Genomic DNA, 20,731 nt, shown 5'->3' with positions numbered 1-20,731 from the left:
AAGCCGGCCTGCGTCGTCCCGCCAACACTGTAGGGTGGGCGGGCCCGCTGTGGCGCGCGTGTCCACCACCTTCGCGTTTCCGACCACGGTGGGTTCTGCACGCCCACTCAACCTGCAGACACCTATGGAATTCACACTGTTCACCCTGCTGAACGGGATCAGTTACGGACTGCTGCTGTTCATGCTCTCGTCCGGACTGACCCTGATCTTCAGCATGATGGGCGTGCTCAACTTTGCGCACGCCAGTTTCTACATGCTCGGCGCCTACATCGCCTACACCATCAGCAGCGTGCTCGGATTCTGGCCGGCGCTGGTGCTGGCGCCCGTCGCGGTCGGGCTGATCGGCGCCTTGGTCGAACGCTACGGCCTGCGTCCCCTGCATAAATACGGCCACATTCCCGAACTGCTGTTTACCTTTGGCCTGTCCTTCCTGGTCGTCGAGCTGGTCCAGCTGATATGGGGCAGGGCGGCGGTGCCGTATCCGATTCCGAAAGAGCTCGACGGACCGCTGTTCACCCTGTTCTCGACCAGTTTTCCGATCTACCGCGGCTTCATGATGGTGGTGGCGCTGTCGATGCTGGCCGGTATTTACCTGGTGCTCACGCGCACCCGGGTCGGGCTGGTGATCCAGGCGGCGCTCAGCCATCCGGACGCGGTCGAGGCGCTCGGCCACAACGTGCCGCGCATCTTCATGTGGGTGTTCGGCGGCGGTTGCGCGCTGGCCGGGCTTGCGGGCGTCATCGGCGGCAATGCTTTCGTCACCGAGCCGGGCATGGCGGCCACGGTCGGCAGCATCATCTTCGTGGTGGTCGTGGTCGGTGGCATGGGGTCGCTGGCCGGAGCCTTTTATGCCTCGATCCTGATCGGCGTGCTGCAAACCTTCGCCGTGGCGCTCGATTATTCGCTGATGACCTTACTCAACGGCATCGGCGCCAACATCACCATGGACACGCCCGGCTATGAGGTACTGAAGCTGACCATTTCGCAAAGCGCGGCCATCCTGCCGTTCCTGCTGCTGGTCCTGATCCTGATTTTCCGGCCCAAGGGCTTGATGGGGACACGCGAATGAGGCTCACCTACACTCCCCTGAACCTCGGACGCTACCTCGTATGGGGCGGTTTTGCGCTGATCCTGGTGCTGGCCCCGCTGATCTTTACCAAGGGCGCGGCACTGTCGATCCTGTCCCAGATCGGCACCGTGATGATTTTCGGCCTGTCCTACAACATGCTGCTGGGGCAAGGCGGCATGCTGTCGTTCGGCCACGCCGTCTATTCCGGGCTGGGCGCCTTCTTTGCCATCCACGCAATGAACCATACCGGCATCGGTGCGCTGGTGCCGACCTCGCTCATTCCGCTGGTCGGCGGCGTGGCCGGCATGGGCTTCGGCGTGCTGTTCGGTTACGTGACCACCAAGAAATCCGGCACCACCTTCGCCATGATCACCCTGGGCCTGGTGGAACTGGTGTTTGCCAGCTCGCTGATGTTTCCCGGCTTTTTTGGCGGTGAGGGCGGCATCACCACCAACCGTGTGCGCGGCGAAGCTTTCCTGGGCATCACGTACGGTCCGCAGGTGCAGGTGTATTACCTGATCGCCGCGTGGCTGTTCGTCACCACGGTGGCCATGTTCGCCTTCACGCAAACGCCGCTCGGGCGCATGGCCAATGCCGTGCGCGACAATCCCGAACGCGTCGAATTCATCGGCTACGACACGCAATGGGTGCGTTACCTGACGCTGATCCTCTCGGCTTTTTTCGCCGGCATTTCGGGCGGGCTGTCGGCGATTAACTTCGAGATTGTCAGTGCCGAGAATGTCAGTGCCATCCGGTCGGGCAGCATCTTGCTGTTTGTATTCATCGGCGGGATTGGCTTTTTCTTCGGTCCCTTGCTCGGCACCATTGTCGGCATTTTCTTTTCCGTGATGTTGTCGGACTTCACGCCAGCGTGGCAACTGTATCTGGGCCTGTTCTTCATTCTGCTGGTGCGCTACGCCCCGGCCGGACTGGCCAGCCTGATCCTGATGCTGCTGCGGGTTGCCAGCGCGCGCAAGTTCGCGCGCATCTGGAAGCCGCTGCTGGCGGTGGGCGCATGCGTGCTGGTCGGGCTGGCGGGCATGGTGATGGGCACCGAAATGCTCTACCACCTGACCCTGGACGCCGCCAACGGCAGCGTCATGACCCGTTTCGGACAGGAGATCGATACAAAATCGGCCGGACCGTGGCTGGTGGCCGGCATGCTGCTGGTCGCCGGCATTGTGGGCTACCGGCGCTTCCAGCCGGGATATTACGCAGTCTGGAGTGACGTTAATGCGGAAATCGTGGCACAACAGCGCGGAGGTGTCGCATGACGACGGCCGCACTTGAACTGAAAGACGTGCGCAAGAGTTTCGGGCGTTCCGAAATCATCCGTGGCGCCAGCCTGACCGTGCAAAAAGGCGAGCGCTGCGCCGTGATTGGGCCGAATGGTGCCGGTAAATCGACCTTGTTCAATCTGGTATCGGGCCGGTTCGATATTTCGTCGGGCGATATTTGCCTCAACGGGAACAGCATCAGCGGCTTGCGCCCGTTCGAGATCAACCGGCTCGGGCTATCGCGCAGCTTCCAGATCAGCAATCTGTTCGAGCGGCTGTCGGTGTATGAAAACCTGCGCTGCGCGGTATTGTGGTCGCTCGGATATAAATACTCGTTCTGGCAGCGTTTGAATGGCTTGCGCGATGCCCATGAACGCGCGGAAGAGGTATTGGAGCAGATCGGCATGCAGCGCCAGCGCAAGGTATTGGCCGGCGTGCTGACCTACGCCGAACAGCGCGCGCTGGAAATCGGCATCACCATTGCCGGCGGCGCCGACGTGATTCTGCTCGACGAGCCGACCGCCGGCATGAGCCGTTCGGAATCGGATGCGGCGGTGGAATTGATCCGCAAGGTCACCGTGGGCAAATCGCTGGTGATGGTGGAGCACGATATGAGCGTGGTGTTCGGACTGGCCGACAAGATCGCGGTGCTGGTATATGGCGAGGTGATCGCCTGCGATACGCCGGCCAATATCCGCTCGAATGCGGCCGTGCAGGCAGCCTATCTGGGCCGCGAAGGCGGCGAGGAAGCAGCATGAGCGCCATTCTGGAGATTAAGAACCTGCATGCGTTTTACGGCAAGGGCCATATTCTGCACGGGGTCGATCTGCAGATCGGCAAAGGCGAGATTGTCAGCCTGCTGGGCCGCAATGGGGTGGGGCGCTCGACCCTGGTCAAGGCGGTCATGGGGCAGGTCAATGCCACCGGCTCGGTGCTGTTCAAGGGGGAGGAAGTGCTGGGATTGAAGGCATTCCAGATCGCGCACAAGGGACTGGCGTACGTACCGGAGAACCGCGATATTTTTCCGACCCTGACGGTGGAACAGAATCTGATCCTGGGGCAGAAGAAGACCGGCGTGGCCGGACGCTGGTCGCTCGACGATATGTACAACATGTTCCCGCGCCTGCTGGAACGGCGCACGGTGGCGGCCGGGTTTCTGTCTGGAGGGGAGCAGCAGATGCTCACCTTGTGCCGCAGTTTGATGGGCGATCCGGATTTGATCATGATCGACGAGCCGACCGAGGGACTGGCGCCAAAAATTGTCGCGCTGGTGGCGGAGTATTTATTGGCGTTGAAGGAGAAGGGGATTTCGGTGCTGCTGGTGGAGCAGAAACTGGCCATCGCGCTGGAGATTTCGCAGCGGGTGTATGTGATGGGGCATGGGGCGATTGTGTTCGAGGGGACGCCGCAGGAGTTGAGGGCGGATGCGGGGGTACGGAAGGAGTGGTTGGAGGTGTAGGTGGCTAATCAACGAACTTGGGTTCCCGCCTGCGCGGGAACGACGGAGGTTCGTTATAACCACCAACCTGAGAACCGTCGTTCCCGCGCCAAGGCGGCACTCGGCGGGAACCCAAGTTCGTCGCGTCGCCGATAACCCGGCAAAAACTCCCGTCCATCCCTTACAAAAAATAATACGACCGTTCTATTATGATGTATAGTCGAAGACTGCTGAACCCACTAACAAAGGAAGAGACATGAGCGCCGAATACCTGGTCAATGGCAGCGTTGCCGTCATCACACTGAACAATCCACCGGTCAACGGCCTGGGTCTTGAGACGCGTACCGCCGCGGTCGCCGGCATTCGCCGCGCGCAGGCGGACGACGCCGTCAAGGCGATCGTCATCACCGGCGCCGGCAAGGCGTTTTCCGGTGGCGCCGACATCAAGGAATTCAATTCGCCCAAGGCCCTCACCGAACCGTCCCTGCATTCGCTGATCCAGGTCGCCGAAAGCTCGACCAAACCGGTCGTCGCCGCCATTCACACGGTCTGCATGGGCGGCGGCCTCGAACTGGCGCTGGGCTGCAACTACCGCGTCGCCATGCCCGGCGCGCAAATCGCGCTGCCCGAAGTCAAGCTCGGCCTGCTGCCAGGCGCCGGCGGCACCCAGCGCCTGCCGCGCGTGGTCGGCCTGGAAATGGCCCTGAACATGATCGTCTCCGGCACCCCGGTACCATCGGAAAAATTCGCCGGCACCGCGCTGTTCGATGAAGTCTTCGCCTCCGACGCCAACCTGATCGACTCGGCCGTGGCCTTCGCCAGCAAGGTCGCCGATGTGCGTCCGCTGCCGCGCGTGCGCGACCGCAAGGTGAACTACCCGAACCACGAAGCCTTCCTGCAATTCTCGCGCAATACCGTCAAGGCCATGTCCGGCGCTTTCCCGGCGCCGCTCGAATGCGTCGAAACCGTGGCCGCGTCGGTTACCAGGAAGTTTGAAGACGGCATCAAGTTCGAGCGCGAGCGCTTCCTGCACCTGATCCAGACGCCGGAATCGAAGTCGCTGCGCCACGCGTTCTTCGCCGAGCGCCTCGCCAGCAAGATTCCGGACGTGCCAGCCGATACGCCAACCCGCGAGATCAAGCAGGCCGCCATCATCGGCGCCGGCACCATGGGCGGCGGCATCGCCATGAACTTCGTCAACGCCGGCATTCCCGTCATCCTGCTCGAAACCAAGCAGGAAGCGCTGGACAAGGGCATCGCCACGATCCGCAAGAATTACGAAAACACGATGAAAAAGGGCAAGCTCACGCCCGAGAAATTCGAACAGCGCGTCGGCCTCATCAGCGGCACGCTCAATTACGCCGACATCGCCCAGGCCGACATCGTCGTCGAAGCCGTGTTCGAAGACATGGGCGTGAAGGAATCGGTCTTCAAACAGCTCGACGCGGTGATGAAGCCGGGCGCGATCCTGGCGTCGAACACTTCGACCCTGGATGTGAACAAGATTGCCGACTTCACCGGCCGCCCGCAGGACGTGGTCGGTACCCACTTCTTCAGCCCCGCCAATGTGATGAAGCTGCTGGAAATCGTGCGCGGCGCCAAGACGAGCAAGGACGTGCTGGCCACCACCCTGGCGCTGTCGAAAAAACTGCGCAAGACCGGCGTGGTGTCGGGCGTGTGCGACGGCTTCATCGGCAACCGCATGATCGAGCAGTACAGCCGCCAGGCCGGCTTCCTGCTGGAAGAAGGCTGCCTGCCGGAGCAGGTCGATAAAGCCGTCGAGAAATTCGGCTTTGCGATGGGTCCGTTCCGCATGGGCGACCTGGCCGGCAACGATATCGGCTGGTACATCCGCAAGCGCCGGTATGTCGAGTCGCCTGAGATCACGTACTCGAAAACCGCCGACCTGCTGTGCGAAATGGGCCGCTACGGCCAGAAAACCAGCGCCGGCTGGTACGACTACAAGGCCGGCGACCGCAAGGCGTATGCCTCGAAGGACGTCAACGACATGATCGTCAAGCACTCGGCCGACATCGGCGTCGAGCGCCGCAAGATCAGCGATGAGGAAATCGTCGAGCGCTTGGTGTATTCGCTGGTCAACGAAGGCGCGCGCATTCTGGAAGAAGGAATCGCCATGCGCGCTTCCGACATCGACATGGTGTATCTGACCGGCTACGGCTTCCCCGTGTTCCGCGGCGGTCCGATGTTCTATGCCGATACGGTCGGCCTGGCCAATGTGCTGATGGCGATGGAGAAATACGCCAAGGGCCGTCACGGCAACGCCTGGACGCCAGCCCCGTTGATGGTACGCCTGGCTGCCGAAGGCAAGGGCTTCAACAGCTGATATAGCGGTTAGCAAGTAAAAAAGGCAGCCCCGGCAATTCCGGCGCTGCCTTTTTTATTGCCTCCAGGGGCTTGCGCTCGGTGTAGTCGTCCATTATATTGGACGAATGGATACATTAAAAGACGACACAAGCACCGCCATCGCCCGCCGGCTGCGCCTGGAACGCGACGCGCGGGGCTGGTCGCTGGCGGACCTGGCGGCCCGTTCCGGCGTAGCCAAGGCTACCATCAGCAAGATCGAGCGTGAAGAGACCAGTCCCACGGCTGTTATCCTGGTGCGGCTGGCCGGCGCCTTCGACCTGACGCTTGCCGGCCTGCTGCTGCGCGCGGAGGGCCATGACGACGCCAGCCGCGTCATGCGCGCGGCGCAGCAGCCCTTGTGGCGCGATCCGGACAGCGGCTACGTGCGCCGGCAAGTTTACGCGCGCCCCGATCACCCCGTGGAAATCGTACAGGTCGACATGCCGCCCGGCCAACGCGTCGTGCTGCCCGCCTCGTCGTACGCGCACATCCGTCAGGCGATCTGGGTGCAGGCAGGGCCGCTGACGGTGGTGGAGGGCGGCGAACAACACCGCCTGGAGGCCGGCGACTCCCTTGGCTTCGGGCCGCCATCCGAGGTGACGATTGCCAATGACTGCCCGGACACCTGTCGTTACCTGGTTGTTCTTTCAAGGAGCTAAGCGCATGTCCACCATTCACATTCGTCCGCTGGCGGCCGCGCCGGCACTGATCGAGACGCTCGCGGGGCTGCTGGTCGAGGTGGTCGCCCAAGGCGGCTCGGTCGGTTTCATGCATCCGCTAGCCTCTTCGGACGCGCGGGACTTCTGGGAACGCGCGTTGCAAGCGGCGGCGGATGGCCAGCGCATCGTGTTCGGCGCTTTTGAGGGCGATCAACTGGTGGCGACGGTCAGCCTGATGCTCGACTGCCCGCCCAACCAGCCGCACCGCGCGGAGATTGCCAAGATGATGACCTTGCCGCGCTGCCGTGGACGCGGCATCGCGGCGGCTTTGCTCCAAGCTGCCGAGGCTGCTGCCGTGGCACGCGGCAAAACCCTGCTAGTGCTCGATACCGCCAGCGAGGGTGGCGCCGCCGGGCTCTACGCGAAACATGGCTTCACCCTGGCCGGCGAGATTCCCGACTATGCGCTCAAGCCTCAGGGCGGCCTGACGGGCACGCTGTTGTACTGGAAGCGGATCGGGGCTTAAGAGCGCCTAACAAAACATCTCGACGTACCTCCAACAGATGAGTGAGCAGGCCAGCGAAAGAAAGGCTTGGTGGATGTCGGCTCGCCGTTCATAACGGATGCGCAGTCTGCGAAAACGGTGCAGCCACCCTAGGGTGCGTTCAACGACCCAACGCCATTGGCTAAGCCTTTCGCGTGACTCGACGCCGTAGCGTGCGATCCGTGCTGAGATTCCTCGTCGGCGCAGCCAGGCCCGATGCGCTCTTGAAGCGTACGCTCGATCAGCATGTAGCTTACCTGGACGTTTGCGCGCGGCCTGATAGCCCTTTAACTGCTGGGATCGATTCTACGAGAGGGATGAGCGGGCGCGAATCATGGACCTGAGCGCCTGTGATTCGGGCTGCTAGGGGTAGTCCACGCTGATCTACTAGTAAATGGTGTTTGCAGCCGAGTTTGCCGCGGTCAGTCGGGTTCCGGCCAGTATGCTCGCCGGCCAGCCGGTGCCGGCACGCTAGCTGCGTCAATGCAGGCTCGATCCCACATGATCTGGTCGAACTCTCGGAGCCGACGCAGGACTGTCTCGTGGACGCTCTGCCAAACACCCGCTTGCATCCATTCGTGAAGGCGACGCCAGCACGTCATGCCGCTGCCGCACCCAAGCTCACGCGGCAGGTACTCCCAAGGTATTCCGGTTCTGAGGACAAACAAGATTCCCGTTAGGGCTGCACGATCGTTGATTCGCGGTCGCCCACCTTTCGGCAATCTATGGTGAGTTGGAAGATGAGCTTCTATAAGTGACCAAAGGTCTTCGGGAAGAAGTTCTTGGGCCATGGCATCAGTCCGGCTGCGAACACGGCCGTTATCTTAACGCCCGGACTGCGGCCGCGTACGTCGGCTTCCGCCCCAACGCGGACCGTCAAGCCGGGCGCGCCACCCGGAAACCAAGGTCATCGATGGCGAAGGTCGGATGGCTGCGGCGCCGGTTGGTGACCAGGCAGCTGCGCTCCAGATCGTCCCAGCCCCCGCCGCGAAAGACCCGGTACTCGCCGTACACCTCGGGGTCGTACAGGTCCTCGCACCATTCCCACACATTGCCCAGCATGTCATGCAGCCCCCAGGCGTTCGCCGCTTTGAGGCCGACCGGCTGGGACGCGCCCGCAGCGTTGCCGCGGTACCAGGCGATGTCATCGAGTTCGCCGTAGCGCGGTTCCCGGGTGCCGGCGCGGCAGGCATACTCCCATTGTGCCTCGGTGGGAAGCCGATAGCCGCGCGCTTCTGGCAGGAGCGTGACCGCCTGGCCATCGGCTGCGATCGCGTACGACGTTGCCAACCCCTGGGACAATGACAGCAGGTTGCAGTAGCGCACAGCATCGATCCAGGAGACATTCACCACGGGGTGCTGGGCTGTTGAGCCTGGCTCTGGCGCGCCCCCGCTCAACTGGGCGTATTGCGACCGCGTGACGGGATACTTGCCGAGCGCGAAGGGCGCGAGCGCGGCCACCCAGCTCTGTTGCTTGCAGTCGTCGCGCAGATTGATGCTGCCGGCGGGATGCTGATGGTTTCCATGCTTGATAAAAGGGAAAGGGGTAATCCGGCATTCTAAGTGCAGGCCGTAGCCACGCGCCTATCTCGCCGCACTTGGCCGACTATTGGCCGTCATTGCCGTGCTGGATTTCGGCTTGATCCGCATGCGGCGCAAGAGCTGGCCTGTGGTGTCCTAAGTGGTTTGTGACAAGTTCCACATGATGGTCCGTAAATGCTCAGCCGATGATGAAACAATGCGTCGGGATTTGTTTCCTTGAAACCTGTAATTTTCTCGTATAGCTCCAATGCCTTTTGACCAAACCCCTTAGTTCTTGCCTGGGCAAGCGAGCAATGGTTCTTCTCTCGATACGCCTTGATCTGCTCCACGCCATTTTCTAACTCTGGCGAAACGACCGCCCACTCAGCGTCGGTAAGCATTGGAATATCTATTCGACATCTCCAGCAGTACAGGGTCTGTGGCATGAAGTGACTTAAGGGCACCTCGAATAACCCGTGATTTCGCGGTTGCCTGCGAACGGGGCGTTTGAATGTGGCCCGCATTGCGCGAGCGACGTTGTTTCCCGACCTGTTTTTCAGGCTACGTTGCTCAAATTCGGCGGCCCGAACGGACCTCGGGCGTTAGAACGCCTCGATACCTGCCTCCTTCAAGTAGACGAGGCGCTGCAAGTTGTAGGCAGCGACCTTCCAGTTCAGGTGCAGCGTGGCGCGCGCCAGGCCAATGGAGCGCAACGCCTTGCCGCCCATCTGGGCCATGCCCGCGAACACGTGTTCGACGCGTGCGCGTGTCTTGGCGATGCGATGGTTGCGGCGCTGCTGGGCATCGGAAATCGGCTTGTCCTTGCTACCTTTGCGCTGGATGTGCATGCGCCAGCCCTGCTTGTTCAACCGCGCTTCGCGCTCGCCGTCGACGTACCCCTTGTCGGCCAGGATGTTGCGATTCGTGTTGGAGGGATCGAGCACCTCCTCGAAATGCGTGGTGTCATGTTCGCTGGCCGTGCTGACCTTGATCTTGCGCACCAGCTTGTAGCGTTTGTCGGCGTTGACCGAGACCTTATAGCCGAAGTAGGACTTGCCGTGTTTCTTCGTCCAGCGCGCTTGCGTATCCTTCTGACGCCGCTTGGCCGGCTTCCAGCCGGCCGGTATCGCGCCTTGCATGACCAGGGTTTTCTCTTCCTTGTTCAGCGACTGTTTCGGCGCCTGCACAATGCTCGCGTCGATCATCTGCCCGCCGCGCGCAATGTAGCCGTGCTGGGACAGTTGGCGATTGACCGCATCGAATACGCTCTCGCTGGCGCCGGCCTGGATCAAGCGCTCCTTGAAAGTCCAGATCGTCGTCCGATCCGGGACCTGACTACTCGCGCGCAAGCCGGCAAAGCGCTGGAAGCTCAAGCGATCGAGCAGCTGGAATTCCATCTGCTCATCGCTCAAGTTGAACAGCTGTTGGATCAACAGTACGCGCACCATCAATTCGGTGGGGAAAGGCGGACGGCCGCCGCGCTCGCGGCTAGGGCGTGGTGCCGCAAGGTCGACCTCGGCAGCCAGGGCGGCGAAGTCGACATGCCGCTCCATCACCACCAGTGCATCGCCGAGCTTGTTCAGCTTGGCTTCGCGCTCTTGGTCAGCAAACAGACTGGTCTTGATCATGAAAAATTACGTCAGAGTCGAGGCACCGATATCATGCCAGATTCACGAGGGTTTTTCGAGGTGCCCTTAAGTTGTTATAGAAATGGAGGTCCACCGATGGCGGCTTCTGGCCGGTCCCTGCCGATTGTACTCGACGGCGGTGACAGGGCGGCTACTCCGGGATCGCTTTGTGCAACGGTGGCACTCATTTGCCGTAATAGCGCTTCATTGTTCTGCTGAATATTGTTTCAAAATTAGGCCTGCATTTGCGCCCGCCCAGTAGAAATAGCCGGAGGTTCATGACCACCGCGTGGGACAGGATCGAATTGCTCTATGAGAACAGCATCGTCGATGGGGACAGGCGGGTAGTTTACAAAGCGTTCTACTTTGAAACGGACGCCAAACATCAATTTGGTTTGTCGGGTGAATGCCACACGTTGTTGTATGAGCTGAGCGAAGGTCAGCCCGACAATGGCGTTGAGAAGTGGACTTGGTTAAAGTTTATGATGGATGCCGGCGGCACTTACGCTTTCGAGTTCAAATATGGCACGCCGCCTCTCTTGGAACGAGAACTGGAGCTGGCAAAAAAAATTCCCCCACAACGACTGATCGAGTGGGCGAATGGGCCTGAATTTGATGACCTAATCCCGTGATCAGATTGGCCCCCAGGCGCAGCACTGAGCCAGGACATGCGCGAACTGCTCGAAGGCGAGCAAGCCGGCTGGCACGAGCGCTGGGCCACTGTCGATGCCGTACTGCTGCCGGCGCGCCACTGTCGCGCTGCAGGCTAACACGCGCGGCTCCCGGCGCTGCGTAGCTTAAGGCTCGACCGGCGCGCTTGGCGCTTCCGCGCGAAATGCCGGCTTCCCCATGAATGCCGGTTCCTGGTCGGGAGGAAGTTCGGTGGCCATCGGCGTCGGGACCCGCGAACGGGGCCAACAGACATGCCCACAGGACGCGGTGGCTTCCTGGCGCCGACAGTTCAAAGCCCGCATACGCATGCCAGCGCGACAAGGAGCCGCCAATCATGCTTCAGAGTACCCAGGACAAAGCCAGAACCACGAAAAACACCACGAGCAGCCAGAGCGCAACGATCCCGACGTAGGGCAGCGAGCGGGCGATATGTTCGCGGGCCTGCAGCGTGGGATCGAACGCGGGGTTTAGACGAGCTGAAGCCGCTGCCCGGAACTCATCGAGCTGCTGTTGGTCGCGGAACCAGGATTTGGAGAGGATGTGAGAGGTCATCGGACCGGCGAAAAGCAACATCACATACTTGTTTTCGGCAATGCGGCTGTATTCGGCCCAGGGCCGGCTTTCGCTCACCCCAAGGCTGGTCCACGACAGCGTCTGGTCGGTCCAGGTATAGGTTTTCTGATGATCGAATCTGGCATGCGCATTCATCAGCATCCTGCGCCGCCATGCCGGCACGCCGATAAGCGGAGCAATCTTGAAATACAGAACGCTGGCGGCGATTGCCCCTGCACCGGCGATCACCGGGTGCCGGTACATGAACCAGAACAGCCCACCGGCGACAAGCCCGGCAAGGAAGGTATTGACCTGACGTGCCTCTCCGGGCTCGAGCAGTGCCGTCGCAGCCCGCCTATCCCAGAGAGAAACAGTGCCGGTAATCATGAGCACAGGGCGCTGGTCCGCCAGCCACAGTTACATTTGCGCCCGTTCCCGGGCAGGACGTCGCCTTCGCCAGCTTCAGCACATAGGAGGACCAAATTGATCAGTTGTTGAGATGATGTTGTCACGATAGATGGGGCTTCATTGATATGGCAGAGAAAAACATGATCCCACTCAGCTTCGGCAATCAGAAACCTGATCCACTCTGTTTTAATGCGGTCTGCGCTGTTTGTAGAGAATTGTACTCAACGTCTTTCTATAGATATCTCTCAAGTATGAACGGCGGCTCCTGGCCGGCTGCTGCCGATTGTACTCGACAGTTACGGCGCTGTCCGATTTCGGCAACTGCCGCCCCATAACGGCCCTTCGGACCTGAAGATGTAAGCCGAATTCGATACCTTTTAGCGATAGTGCGTCTGCAACGCTCCTCTTTGTCCTATCGAAGACAGTTAAACGTTACATATGCGGCCGACGATTGGTAGGTATCGCCGAAATCGTACCGCACGCGACGTATTTTAAGGGCGCAAGACCCGCCTCAGAACTGCCTGCTGCAGCTATCACCACAGTAGGATACTTGTCTGGTTCGGTGAGGTAGATAGAAGGTGCGCTTGGCGGGCTAAGCTTGAACTCTTGCTTAGCGATTCCCCAAAAATTACCGATCAGCACAGCCGGTTGGGCCTCGAAGCCCCATGCTTCCTTCTTCCTGTAAGGATCATCGAGTTTTGCATCACTACGGCGGGCGTTTACCAACTCACTTGCGTTGCAACTGGTTGTGTCAAAAAAAAGCACATGATATTTGGGATTCTTGTCCAGTCCATGTAGCGCGATTCTCATTCGAAAATCACGGTTTCTGATCCCGTACCCGATCACAACTGAGCCGGAAATGCCGCTATCATCTATTGGAATCAGTTTTGTTTCGGTCATGTATTCGAAACCCTCCTCGTATCCACAGCTCGCTAAGCCAGCCGCCAAGGCAAGTACGCAAACACCTTGTAAGTTCCGTTTTCGCATTGTTCTTTTGCTTGTTTTTTGAGACTGCAATCCCATGCTCGTAGGTCCGCTTCTGGCCGATCTCTGCCGATTGTACTCTACGGCCGACCGGAGCCGGGCAGCTCGGCGGCTTTCGCCCCAAAGCGGATGTTCGCGACACTGGGCCGTTAAACGCTCGAAGTATGCAAGTTTTTCAAGTCGTTCGAAGTGGCTGGCAGCGTAGTGGGATCTATTATTTCGAATCCCCCAGATACACTAGTAGGCCAGGAGGCGCCATCGAAATAACGATGTCGGCACAATGAGACGTCCACAGCAAAATGGCCAAGTGCGTCGGGCGATCGCACTTTCAGCACAAATCCGTCTGGGCTGCAGCTCTCTAAAGTCACATTTGCCATCGTTTTTGTTAGGCGTTCTAAGACTTCGGTATCGGATAAATATAGAAAAAATCGTCGTCACGCTCCCAGCTCTGCGCTTCATACAGTGCTTGTGCCTTGGTGTTTGTGTTCGCGGTTGAGAGGGCAAGACGGATTGCCCCAACCGCCTTGGCGAAATCGACGGAAGCGGAAAGGAGTCTGGCTCCAACCCCCTTGCGACGCCCCTGCTCGGTGACAAACAGATCGTTCAGGATATAGATCCGCCCGAGGGAAACACTCGAAAAGCTCGGATATAGCTGCGCAAGACCGATGGGATCGGATCCTTCATGCGCAATAAACATGACTGACTCGCCGTGATTAAACCGGTCCAGCAGAAATTCCTTTGCCGCCTCGACATCGCTTTCGCGTCCGTAGAACTGGCGGTAGCCATCAAATAAAACGGACAACGTGTCAATGTCGGCCAGTACGGCCTGACGAATATGAATAGTGCTCATGCGGTGATTATCCAGTAGTAGGTTGGAAGCAGGCTGGCCTGATTAAATGGCAAATGTATCATCAAAGAGACGCAGCCGTGCCGTGGGGCTTGACCTTGACACAAGTGTCAGGCTTTAGCCTGTACTACGAGTCGGGCAAGTTCTGCCTGAACGAACACAGGGTCAATCTGATGAAAATAGTTAAACTCCACGCCGGCCGCATCGTTGCACGATTGCCGGCATCACTGTTGCTGCTGTCCTTGCTCACAGGCTTCCCGGCAGCTTCGCAAGCGGGGGATGAAACACGGGCCGAACAGCCAGCCTGCGGCACGCAGCGGGTCGACCCCGCCGCAGCCAACCCGGACACATTGGTCAGGGCGCTCTACGATATCGTCTCCGGACCGGCCAATAGCACGCATGACTGGGCGCGCCTGGAACGCCTTCATGCACCGGGCGCCGTCATTACTCCGACTCAGCATCGCAGTACCGGTACGTTCGCCGCGGCGCCGCAAGCGCTCTCGACATTCATTGAGCTCAACAAGCGGCTGTTCGCCCATCGTGGCTTTCATGAGCGCGAGATTTTCCAGCGCGTCGAACAATTCGGCCACATTGCGCATGTCTGGAGCGGCTACGAAACGCGCGAACATCCGGGCGGCCCTGTGCAGGGGCGCGGAATCAACAGTTTCCAGCTGTTGAACGATGGGCAGCGCTGGTGCGTGCTGTCGGCAACCTGGGACAGCGAGACCGCCGACCATCCGATAACCAGCGCCGATGCCGTCGAAGGGTCTAAATAGCCGGTCCGGATTGAGCTACACTTCGGCACCTCAGGCCGGCTGTTCGTTGCGCGCGGGACCACGTTGATGTGGCGCTCAGTCCGGCCGGTCTCGCATACTCAGTGGAGCAATCGTGATGTTAATTGGTGAGCTGGCAAAAAGAACCCTGTGCAGCGTGCGCGTGATTCGCCACTACGAACAATGCGGCCTGTTGCTATCCAAACGTAGCGGAAATGGCTATCGCCAGTTCGACGAGGCGGCGGTGGAGCATGTTCTGCGCATTCGGGTGCTGCTTCGCAACGGCTTCACTGTCGATGAAATTCGCCCCGTCACGTCGATGCTCGATGCGCGTCCGAAGAAGCTCATTTGTGCCGATGTGATCCGTCTTTACCAAAGCAAGGTGGACGAGATCGAACAGCGTATTGCCGAACTCACCGAGGTGCGCGACCGGGCGAAGCAGCGTTTGCATGTCATTGTCGAGCAGCGCAATCAGGGTGGACCCTTCGGGCCGGATGGGCCGCTTTAAGTCTTTGAAGAAGGTTGAGTATGATGAATGAGGCGATGAAGCAGGAGATTGCCGGGTTAGCCCGCAAGGCGCATGACCTGACCGAGTCCGCCTACCGGGAGCACACGTCAACGCGCGGTGACCCGGCTTGGGCGGAAAAACAGCGGATACTGCTTGCGGACACGGCCCTCCACCTGCTGCAAACCGCGCTAAGGGACGGCGAGCTTTCAGCCGATGAGCTAAAGCGCAATCTCTATGCCATCCTGACTGTATCCGGCCAATTCATCCCCGATCATGGGTTGAAAGCGTGCGCCGACCGATTGTATGCCGAGTGATATGCGGCATGCGGCTGCTCACTTTCTTGAGCTGCTGCGTCTGCCCGGGAATTTCTCTGGCAAGTACTGCTAGAATGTCCTTACGATAATAATTCCAAAAGGACAATTTATGCGCAGTACGCTTGTGTTTCTTGTCGCCGCCCTGTTCAGTACCGCTTCAGTGCACGCAGATCCGCTCGACGACGCCATCGTCGTCGAGATGAAACGCAGCCATGTGCCCGGCATTGGCATTGCCGTGGTGCGCAACGGCAAAATCATCAAGGAGATGGGATACGGCGAAGCCGATGTCGAAAACGGCGTGCGGGTGACGCCGCGTACCGTCTTCCAGTCCGGTTCGGTGGGCAAGACATTCACCGCCGCACTGGTGATGCTGCTCGCGGAAGACGGCAAACTGTCGCTGGACGACCCGATCTCGCGCCATCTGCCCAACACGCCCAAGGCATGGGAAGCGATCACGATCCGCCACTTGCTGACGCACACCTCAGGCCTGGGCGACCCGTACGCCAAGCTGGACATGCGCAAGGATTACACGGATGAGGAATTGATCGCCCTGGAAGCGGCCATCCCGACCCTGTTCGCGCCCGGCGAAAAATGGTCCTACAGCAATATGGGCTACCATTTGCTGGGATTTATCTGCAACAAGGCGGGCGGCAAGTTCTATGGCGACCAATTGCGCGAACGGATTTTCGCACCGCTCGGCATGAGCACGCGCATCATCAGCGAGAGCGACATCGTTGCGCACCGCGCCCGTGGCTACGCGCGGGTCGATGGCGTCTTGAAGAACCAGGAATGGGTTGCGCCGCGCCTCAACACCACGGCCGATGGCAGCCTGTACCTGACCGCGCGCGACCTGGCGCTGTGGGACATGGCGCTGTATGGCGACAAGATCCTCAATGCGCGCATCCGCGAGGCCAGCTGGACGCCCGTCAAGCTCAACGATGGCAAGACCGCGCCGTACGGCTATGGCTGGCAAGTCGATTCGCGCAACGAGCACCGATTCATCGGCCACAGCGGCTCGTGGCAAGGATTCACGGCGCAACTGAGCCGGTATGTCGATGACAAGCTCACCGTTGTCGTGCTGGCCAACTCGGCGGCGGCGCGGCCGGGCAAGTTTGCCGACATCGTCGCCGCGCACTATGTGCCTGCACTCGCGCCAAAACTGGCCAAGGCCATTCCCGACACCGAGCCGGCCGTGAGCGCCCGTGTCGGCGACGTCGTTCAACAGTTAAGCCTTGGCCGCATGCCCGCAGGACTCAATCCCAAGGCCGCAGCACTGATGACGCCGGAACGACTGAAGATGTTCGCCTCCGAGGGCCGTGAGTGGGGCCCCATGCGCGCGGTCGAACTGCTGTCGCGCGAGACCGACGGCGAAGCGCGGCGCTACCGCTACCGCGTCAGGTACGCGAACCTGGCGACCTTGGTGCACATCGGCTTCGACAAGGCGGACCAGATTGACATCCTCTCCCTGCGCCTGGAGTGAACATTCAGGCGGCCTTGGACAGTCGCGGGGCCGGCAAGCCGGCATAGAACGCGTCGCACAGGTCCGCCACCTTTTTCGGCGCCTCCACCATGGGTACGTGACCGATGCCGTCGAGCACCACCTTTTCGCTGTTGCGCAAACGCGTATGGAGCGTTTGCGCATCGTCCACGTGCACGACTTTGTCTTGCGCGCCCCAGATAATCAGCGAGCGCGCGCTGATTGAACCGAGCACGTGGCGCTGGTCGAGGTCTTTATCGACGTCGCGCGCGATCCGCTGGTTGATCTCCTCGCGCGCAATGTAGTTCCTGGCCAGCGCACCAAGCAGAAAGCCGGGAATGTACGGCGCCTTTTCCATGCCGATGCCGATCATCTTTTTATAATCGGCCGTACTGCGAATCGCAACCATCGGGTTGTTCCCGGAATCCGAAAACTGCTGGCGCAGCCAGCTTGGCGTCGTTTCCGCTCCGGCTGAGCCGATCAGCACCAGGGACGCGATACTGTCCGGTGAATCGGCCGCCATGCGCAGCGCAATCGCACCCCCCATCGAATTGCCGATCACGTGAGCGCGCCCGACGCCCAGCGCCGCAAGAAACCCGAGCATGCGGTCGGTCTGCGCCTGAATGTCGTAACCCGAGGCCGGCGCGGCGGTGCTCTGGCCGTGGCCGGGCAGGTCGGGAATCAGGATGGTCATATCGGTGCGCATGTATTTCGCCAGCCGCAGCCAAGCCGACTTGTCGCTGGCGGCGCCATGCAGCATGACGATTGCCTCGGTGAGGCTGCTGCCGCGCCGCAGATAGGCGAACCGCCCGCCATTGACGGCTACCGAGGCCGTCTCGAGCCGCGCCGATTTGCATTCCGCCGCCAGGGCCATGGCGAGCAGACGGTCGCTCAGGCGCGTTGTCCATGAACTCATCTTTGCTTTTCTCCATACCATAAAGTATGGTCAGCTTCACACCAAGCATTGGACTTGTCAAGGTCATTCGGTATGATGACGCATGGACGATAAAAAGAACCGACAAAGCTGGCTTAGCGCCGGCTTGCAGGCACTGGCTGACGATGGCCCCGAAGGTTTGCGCATCATGACGATCGCGCAAAAGATGGGAGTCACGAAAGGTAGTTTTTACTGGCATTTCAAAAATCTGGAAGACTATCAATCCGCTGTGATGGAAGAATGGGAGCAGGTTCACACGCAGCGCGTGATGGAGATTGTCGACCAGGAGGATATCGACGTCGGCAGCAAGCTGGCGAAGCTGTTCACTGGCGGTCCGCCGCACCTGTTTACCCTGGGCCGGGCGATTCGCGCATGGTCCATGACCAATGAACAGGTCAGGGAAGTGCAGCAGCGTGTCGATCGCAAGCGGGTCGATTATGTCGCCAGGCTGCTGACCGATATCGGCTGGCCGCCGGAGCAGGCGCCGGTGATCGCGCGCTGGAATTACTGCGCCTTCATCGGGCATGCCGCCATCGGCGCGCCGGAGATGAGTGAGGCCGAGATTCGCACGGTGGTGCAGTTGCTGACGCCGCCGGGCAAAAAGTAAGGCCGTCGCACTAGACCAGCCATCCCCGGCCGACGGCAACGAGCACGATGGATACGGCAAGCAGGCCCCACAGAGGCGATTGGGGAAAGGCGGCAATCCCCGCCGCACCTATCGCGCAGCCATACAGGCCGATCAGCCCAAGGGTCGCGAGGTCGTTGACCGCCGCCGCGCGCAGCGCCAGGTGGCCGCACAGGGTGAGCGGAGGGCCGAAGGCGATGAACCAGAAGGCCAGCCGACGCTCGTCGTCGGTGCCGAAGCGGTTGACCAGGCCTTCGTGCAAGGCTGCGGTCAGCGCGGGATGGAACCGTGCCAGGCCGAACAGGATGTGCAGCAGGCCGAGTGCCAGCAGGGCGGCGGCCGCGGCGTGTTTCCAGGTAATGCCCATCGGTAAATCCTTTCGCGTCAAGCGCGCGGCGGGCTGCCGCACGTCACCGTACTCTACGGTATGGTAGGATGATGCCACCTCGGGCGTAGCCCGTCAATACCATAAGGTACGGAGGATTGCGTTGACATATTGTCGATCAATGACATAATGTCAGTCATGAACATCACCGAAAATGAATTGCTCCTGCGCGAGGGAAAGAAAATCGTCGAAGCCCTGGGCCGCACCCTGGCGCCCATGGTGGAGGTAGTGCTGCACGACCTCACGCGCCCGGCATCGTCCATCGTGGCGATCTCGAACAACCTGTCCGGCCGCGCGGTGGGCGATCCCATGACCGTCATCGGCCGGGCGCGCATCACGGACCCGGATTTCCCGGACATCCTGCAAAACTATCCCAACCAGTTCCCTGACGGGCGCCCGGCCAAAAGCACCTCGATCGGCCTGCGCAACAGCGAAGGCGAGTACGTCGCCGCGCTGTGCCTGAATGTGGACGTGTCGATGCTGACCAGTGTCGCCGCCAGCCTGTCGCAGCTGGCGCAAACCCAGCCCGTGCAAACGCCGATCCGCGAATCGCTGGCCTCGCCGCGCCTGGACGAGCTGCGCGCCACCCTGGAACGCTTCGCCGCGCAACTGAACAAGACCCCGCACGCCCTGAGCCCGGCCCAGCGCCGCGAAGCCGTGCACCAGCTCGCCAACGCCGGCCTGATGGACCTGAAAAATGCCCAGGCGGTCGTGGCGTCCATGCTCGGCGTCGCGCGGCCCACCGTTTATTCCTATCTTCCACAGAAAGATCCATCGCCATGATCCAGCTTCCCATTTCCTTTGACGACGTCGCCCGCGCGCATGAGCGCATCGCCGGAGCGGTCCATCGCACGCCGGTGCTCACATCCACGACCGCCAACGCCCTGAGCGGCGCGCAGATTTTCTTCAAGTGCGAAAACCTGCAGCGCACCGGCGCCTTCAAGATGCGCGGCGCCTACAACGCGCTGGCCCAATTCACGGCCGAACAGCGCGCTCGCGGCGTCGTGACTTTTTCGTCCGGCAACCACGCGCAAGGCATTGCGCTGGCGGCGAAGCTGCTCGGCATCAAGGCGGTGATCGTCATGCCGCTCGATGCGCCCGCCACCAAGGTGGCGGCCACGCGCGGCTACGGCGCCGAGATTGTGACGTATGACCGCTATACCGAAGACCGCGAGGCGATCGGCAACGCGCTGGCGCTGGAGCGCGGCCTGACCCTGATTCCGCCTTACGACCACGTGCACGTGATGGCGGGGCAGGGCACCGCGGCCAAGGAATTGATCGAGGATGCCGGCCCGCTCGACGTGCTGCTGGTGCCGCTGGGCGGCGGCGGCCTGCTGTCGGGCTGCTCGACCGCGGCCAAGGCGATGAATCCCCACTGCCGCGTGTTCGGCGTGGAGCCGGAAGCGGGCAACGACGGCCAGCGCAGTTTTCGCAGCGGCGAGATCGTCCACATCGCCACGCCCGATACCATCGCCGACGGTGCCCAGACCCAGCATCTGGGCAAGCACACGTTTGCGGTGATCCGCGAGCGCGTCGATGATGTTTTGACGGTGTCCGATGCCGAGCTGGTCGAGGCGATGACGTTTTTCGCCGGGCACATGAAGATCACCGTGGAGCCGTCCGGCTGCCTGGGCGCGGCCGTTGCGCTCAATCCCCGCGACGACTTCAAGAACAAGCGGGTCGGCGTGATTGTCTCGGGGGGCAATATCGACCTGCAGCGCATGGCGATGCTGATCCAGAAGGGGGCTTGAG

General features: G+C 60.9%; 22 protein-coding genes and 1 pseudogene. 15 read left to right on the top strand and 8 right to left on the bottom strand.

What is annotated here, in order from left to right; genetic code table 11:
• Positions 1–124 precede the first annotated feature (124 nt).
• The 7 genes from CR152_RS24080 to CR152_RS24050 all read left to right on the top strand — a co-directional run bounded on the left by CR152_RS24080 (position 125) and on the right by CR152_RS24050 (position 7,333).
• Positions 125–1,069 (top strand): branched-chain amino acid ABC transporter permease, encoded by a 945-nt coding sequence (locus CR152_RS24080; RefSeq protein WP_099879227.1) that lies wholly within the window; start codon positions 125–127, stop codon positions 1,067–1,069.
• Positions 1,066–2,343, top strand: a complete 1,278-nt coding sequence (locus CR152_RS24075) for a branched-chain amino acid ABC transporter permease (protein ID WP_099879225.1) — start codon at positions 1,066–1,068, stop codon at positions 2,341–2,343. Before CR152_RS24080 ends, CR152_RS24075 begins: the two co-directional genes overlap by 4 nt.
• Positions 2,340–3,104 carry an ABC transporter ATP-binding protein gene (locus tag CR152_RS24070; RefSeq protein ID WP_099879223.1) on the top strand — a complete coding sequence of 255 codons (765 nt, stop codon included), beginning with the start codon at positions 2,340–2,342 and terminating at the stop codon, positions 3,102–3,104. Before CR152_RS24075 ends, CR152_RS24070 begins: the two co-directional genes overlap by 4 nt.
• Positions 3,101–3,805 (top strand): ABC transporter ATP-binding protein, encoded by a 705-nt coding sequence (locus CR152_RS24065; protein WP_208640187.1) that lies wholly within the window; start codon positions 3,101–3,103, stop codon positions 3,803–3,805. Before CR152_RS24070 ends, CR152_RS24065 begins: the two co-directional genes overlap by 4 nt.
• 235 nt (positions 3,806–4,040) lie before the next feature.
• Positions 4,041–6,128 carry a 3-hydroxyacyl-CoA dehydrogenase NAD-binding domain-containing protein gene (locus CR152_RS24060; protein WP_099879221.1) on the top strand — a complete coding sequence of 696 codons (2,088 nt, stop codon included), beginning with the start codon at positions 4,041–4,043 and terminating at the stop codon, positions 6,126–6,128.
• A 106-nt stretch (positions 6,129–6,234) separates the two neighbouring features.
• Positions 6,235–6,807: a helix-turn-helix domain-containing protein gene (locus CR152_RS24055; RefSeq protein ID WP_099879219.1), complete on the top strand. Its 573-nt coding sequence runs from the start codon at positions 6,235–6,237 to the stop codon at positions 6,805–6,807.
• Positions 6,808–6,811: 4 nt separating this feature from the next.
• Entirely contained in the window at positions 6,812–7,333 is a 522-nt protein-coding gene (locus tag CR152_RS24050; RefSeq protein WP_099879217.1) for a GNAT family N-acetyltransferase, read from the top strand.
• 6 nt (positions 7,334–7,339) lie between these two features.
• Here CR152_RS24050 and CR152_RS24045 read toward each other — a convergent pair.
• The 3 genes and pseudogenes from CR152_RS24045 to CR152_RS24035 all read right to left on the bottom strand — a co-directional run bounded on the left by CR152_RS24045 (position 7,340) and on the right by CR152_RS24035 (position 10,500).
• Positions 7,340–8,142, bottom strand: a pseudogene (locus CR152_RS24045) (IS5 family transposase).
• Between the two features lie 85 nt (positions 8,143–8,227).
• Positions 8,228–8,812 carry a formylglycine-generating enzyme family protein gene (locus CR152_RS24040; RefSeq protein WP_502554293.1) on the bottom strand — a complete coding sequence of 195 codons (585 nt, stop codon included), beginning with the start codon at positions 8,810–8,812 and terminating at the stop codon, positions 8,228–8,230.
• A gap of 662 nt (positions 8,813–9,474) precedes the next feature.
• Complete coding sequence (locus CR152_RS24035; RefSeq protein WP_099875167.1) at positions 9,475–10,500, bottom strand: IS5 family transposase; 1,026 nt, start codon at positions 10,498–10,500, stop codon at positions 9,475–9,477.
• Between the two features lie 278 nt (positions 10,501–10,778).
• Here CR152_RS24035 and CR152_RS24030 point away from each other — a divergent pair, with 278 nt between their 5' ends.
• The gene (locus tag CR152_RS24030; protein WP_099879213.1) at positions 10,779–11,132 is read left to right on the top strand and encodes a hypothetical protein; all 354 of its coding nucleotides are present in this window, start codon (positions 10,779–10,781) and stop codon (positions 11,130–11,132) included.
• A 379-nt stretch (positions 11,133–11,511) separates the two neighbouring features.
• Here the strand turns inward: CR152_RS24030 and CR152_RS24025 are convergent, their stop codons facing one another.
• The 3 genes from CR152_RS24025 to CR152_RS24020 form a co-directional block, all read right to left on the bottom strand.
• Positions 11,512–12,111, bottom strand: a complete 600-nt coding sequence (locus tag CR152_RS24025) for a YcxB family protein (protein ID WP_099879211.1) — start codon at positions 12,109–12,111, stop codon at positions 11,512–11,514.
• A 453-nt stretch (positions 12,112–12,564) separates the two neighbouring features.
• Positions 12,565–13,032, bottom strand: coding sequence for a hypothetical protein (locus CR152_RS33220; protein WP_157778704.1), 468 nt, complete (start codon positions 13,030–13,032; stop codon positions 12,565–12,567).
• Between the two features lie 478 nt (positions 13,033–13,510).
• Complete coding sequence (locus tag CR152_RS24020; protein ID WP_099879209.1) at positions 13,511–13,966, bottom strand: GNAT family N-acetyltransferase; 456 nt, start codon at positions 13,964–13,966, stop codon at positions 13,511–13,513.
• 77 nt (positions 13,967–14,043) lie between these two features.
• Between CR152_RS24020 and CR152_RS24015 the strand changes: the two genes are divergently transcribed.
• From CR152_RS24015 to CR152_RS24000, 4 genes are all read left to right on the top strand, one after another.
• Positions 14,044–14,739 carry a hypothetical protein gene (locus CR152_RS24015; protein ID WP_157778703.1) on the top strand — a complete coding sequence of 232 codons (696 nt, stop codon included), beginning with the start codon at positions 14,044–14,046 and terminating at the stop codon, positions 14,737–14,739.
• Between the two features lie 115 nt (positions 14,740–14,854).
• On the top strand, positions 14,855–15,244 hold the full coding sequence (locus CR152_RS24010) for a MerR family transcriptional regulator (RefSeq protein ID WP_099879205.1): 390 nt from the start codon (positions 14,855–14,857) through the stop codon (positions 15,242–15,244).
• Positions 15,245–15,264: 20 nt separating this feature from the next.
• Positions 15,265–15,558 carry a hypothetical protein gene (locus CR152_RS24005; RefSeq protein ID WP_229413562.1) on the top strand — a complete coding sequence of 98 codons (294 nt, stop codon included), beginning with the start codon at positions 15,265–15,267 and terminating at the stop codon, positions 15,556–15,558.
• A 109-nt stretch (positions 15,559–15,667) separates the two neighbouring features.
• A complete protein-coding gene (locus tag CR152_RS24000; RefSeq protein WP_099879203.1) occupies positions 15,668–17,038 on the top strand; it encodes a serine hydrolase domain-containing protein in 1,371 nt (456 codons plus the stop codon).
• Between the two features lie 4 nt (positions 17,039–17,042).
• Here the strand turns inward: CR152_RS24000 and CR152_RS23995 are convergent, their stop codons facing one another.
• The gene (locus tag CR152_RS23995) at positions 17,043–17,951 is read right to left on the bottom strand and encodes an alpha/beta fold hydrolase (RefSeq protein ID WP_157778701.1); all 909 of its coding nucleotides are present in this window, start codon (positions 17,949–17,951) and stop codon (positions 17,043–17,045) included.
• 82 nt (positions 17,952–18,033) lie between these two features.
• Between CR152_RS23995 and CR152_RS23990 the strand changes: the two genes are divergently transcribed.
• Positions 18,034–18,576: a TetR/AcrR family transcriptional regulator gene (locus tag CR152_RS23990; protein WP_099879200.1), complete on the top strand. Its 543-nt coding sequence runs from the start codon at positions 18,034–18,036 to the stop codon at positions 18,574–18,576.
• A 10-nt stretch (positions 18,577–18,586) separates the two neighbouring features.
• On the opposite strand, the gene CR152_RS23985 is transcribed toward CR152_RS23990, so the two are convergent.
• Complete coding sequence (locus CR152_RS23985; protein WP_099879198.1) at positions 18,587–18,961, bottom strand: DUF6463 family protein; 375 nt, start codon at positions 18,959–18,961, stop codon at positions 18,587–18,589.
• A 156-nt stretch (positions 18,962–19,117) separates the two neighbouring features.
• On the opposite strand from CR152_RS23985, the gene CR152_RS23980 reads away from it, so the two are divergent.
• Complete coding sequence (locus CR152_RS23980; RefSeq protein WP_099879196.1) at positions 19,118–19,762, top strand: helix-turn-helix transcriptional regulator; 645 nt, start codon at positions 19,118–19,120, stop codon at positions 19,760–19,762.
• Positions 19,759–20,730, top strand: coding sequence for a threo-3-hydroxy-L-aspartate ammonia-lyase (locus CR152_RS23975; protein ID WP_099879194.1), 972 nt, complete (start codon positions 19,759–19,761; stop codon positions 20,728–20,730). Before CR152_RS23980 ends, CR152_RS23975 begins: the two co-directional genes overlap by 4 nt.
• Position 20,731 lies beyond the last annotated feature (1 nt).

This window comes from Massilia violaceinigra, from assembly GCF_002752675.1.
GTDB lineage: Bacteria > Pseudomonadota > Gammaproteobacteria > Burkholderiales > Burkholderiaceae_D > Telluria_A > Telluria_A violaceinigra.
Note: the sequence above shows the minus strand (reverse complement) of the source record. Positions and strands in the feature narration are given on the sequence as shown.

Coding starts and splice junctions, on each gene's coding strand:
- CR152_RS24080 (WP_099879227.1), top strand. CDS start 125: ATGGAATTCACACTGTTCACCCTGCTGAACGGGATCAGTTACGGACTG.
- CR152_RS24075 (WP_099879225.1), top strand. CDS start 1,066: ATGAGGCTCACCTACACTCCCCTGAACCTCGGACGCTACCTCGTATGG.
- CR152_RS24070 (WP_099879223.1), top strand. CDS start 2,340: ATGACGACGGCCGCACTTGAACTGAAAGACGTGCGCAAGAGTTTCGGG.
- CR152_RS24065 (WP_208640187.1), top strand. CDS start 3,101: ATGAGCGCCATTCTGGAGATTAAGAACCTGCATGCGTTTTACGGCAAG.
- CR152_RS24060 (WP_099879221.1), top strand. CDS start 4,041: ATGAGCGCCGAATACCTGGTCAATGGCAGCGTTGCCGTCATCACACTG.
- CR152_RS24055 (WP_099879219.1), top strand. CDS start 6,235: ATGGATACATTAAAAGACGACACAAGCACCGCCATCGCCCGCCGGCTG.
- CR152_RS24050 (WP_099879217.1), top strand. CDS start 6,812: ATGTCCACCATTCACATTCGTCCGCTGGCGGCCGCGCCGGCACTGATC.
- CR152_RS24035 (WP_099875167.1), bottom strand. CDS start 10,500: ATGATCAAGACCAGTCTGTTTGCTGACCAAGAGCGCGAAGCCAAGCTG.
- CR152_RS24030 (WP_099879213.1), top strand. CDS start 10,779: ATGACCACCGCGTGGGACAGGATCGAATTGCTCTATGAGAACAGCATC.
- CR152_RS24025 (WP_099879211.1), bottom strand. CDS start 12,111: ATGATTACCGGCACTGTTTCTCTCTGGGATAGGCGGGCTGCGACGGCA.
- CR152_RS33220 (WP_157778704.1), bottom strand. CDS start 13,032: ATGACCGAAACAAAACTGATTCCAATAGATGATAGCGGCATTTCCGGC.
- CR152_RS24020 (WP_099879209.1), bottom strand. CDS start 13,966: ATGAGCACTATTCATATTCGTCAGGCCGTACTGGCCGACATTGACACG.
- CR152_RS24010 (WP_099879205.1), top strand. CDS start 14,855: ATGTTAATTGGTGAGCTGGCAAAAAGAACCCTGTGCAGCGTGCGCGTG.
- CR152_RS24005 (WP_229413562.1), top strand. CDS start 15,265: ATGATGAATGAGGCGATGAAGCAGGAGATTGCCGGGTTAGCCCGCAAG.
- CR152_RS24000 (WP_099879203.1), top strand. CDS start 15,668: ATGCGCAGTACGCTTGTGTTTCTTGTCGCCGCCCTGTTCAGTACCGCT.
- CR152_RS23995 (WP_157778701.1), bottom strand. CDS start 17,951: ATGAGTTCATGGACAACGCGCCTGAGCGACCGTCTGCTCGCCATGGCC.
- CR152_RS23990 (WP_099879200.1), top strand. CDS start 18,034: ATGGACGATAAAAAGAACCGACAAAGCTGGCTTAGCGCCGGCTTGCAG.
- CR152_RS23985 (WP_099879198.1), bottom strand. CDS start 18,961: ATGGGCATTACCTGGAAACACGCCGCGGCCGCCGCCCTGCTGGCACTC.
- CR152_RS23980 (WP_099879196.1), top strand. CDS start 19,118: ATGAACATCACCGAAAATGAATTGCTCCTGCGCGAGGGAAAGAAAATC.
- CR152_RS23975 (WP_099879194.1), top strand. CDS start 19,759: ATGATCCAGCTTCCCATTTCCTTTGACGACGTCGCCCGCGCGCATGAG.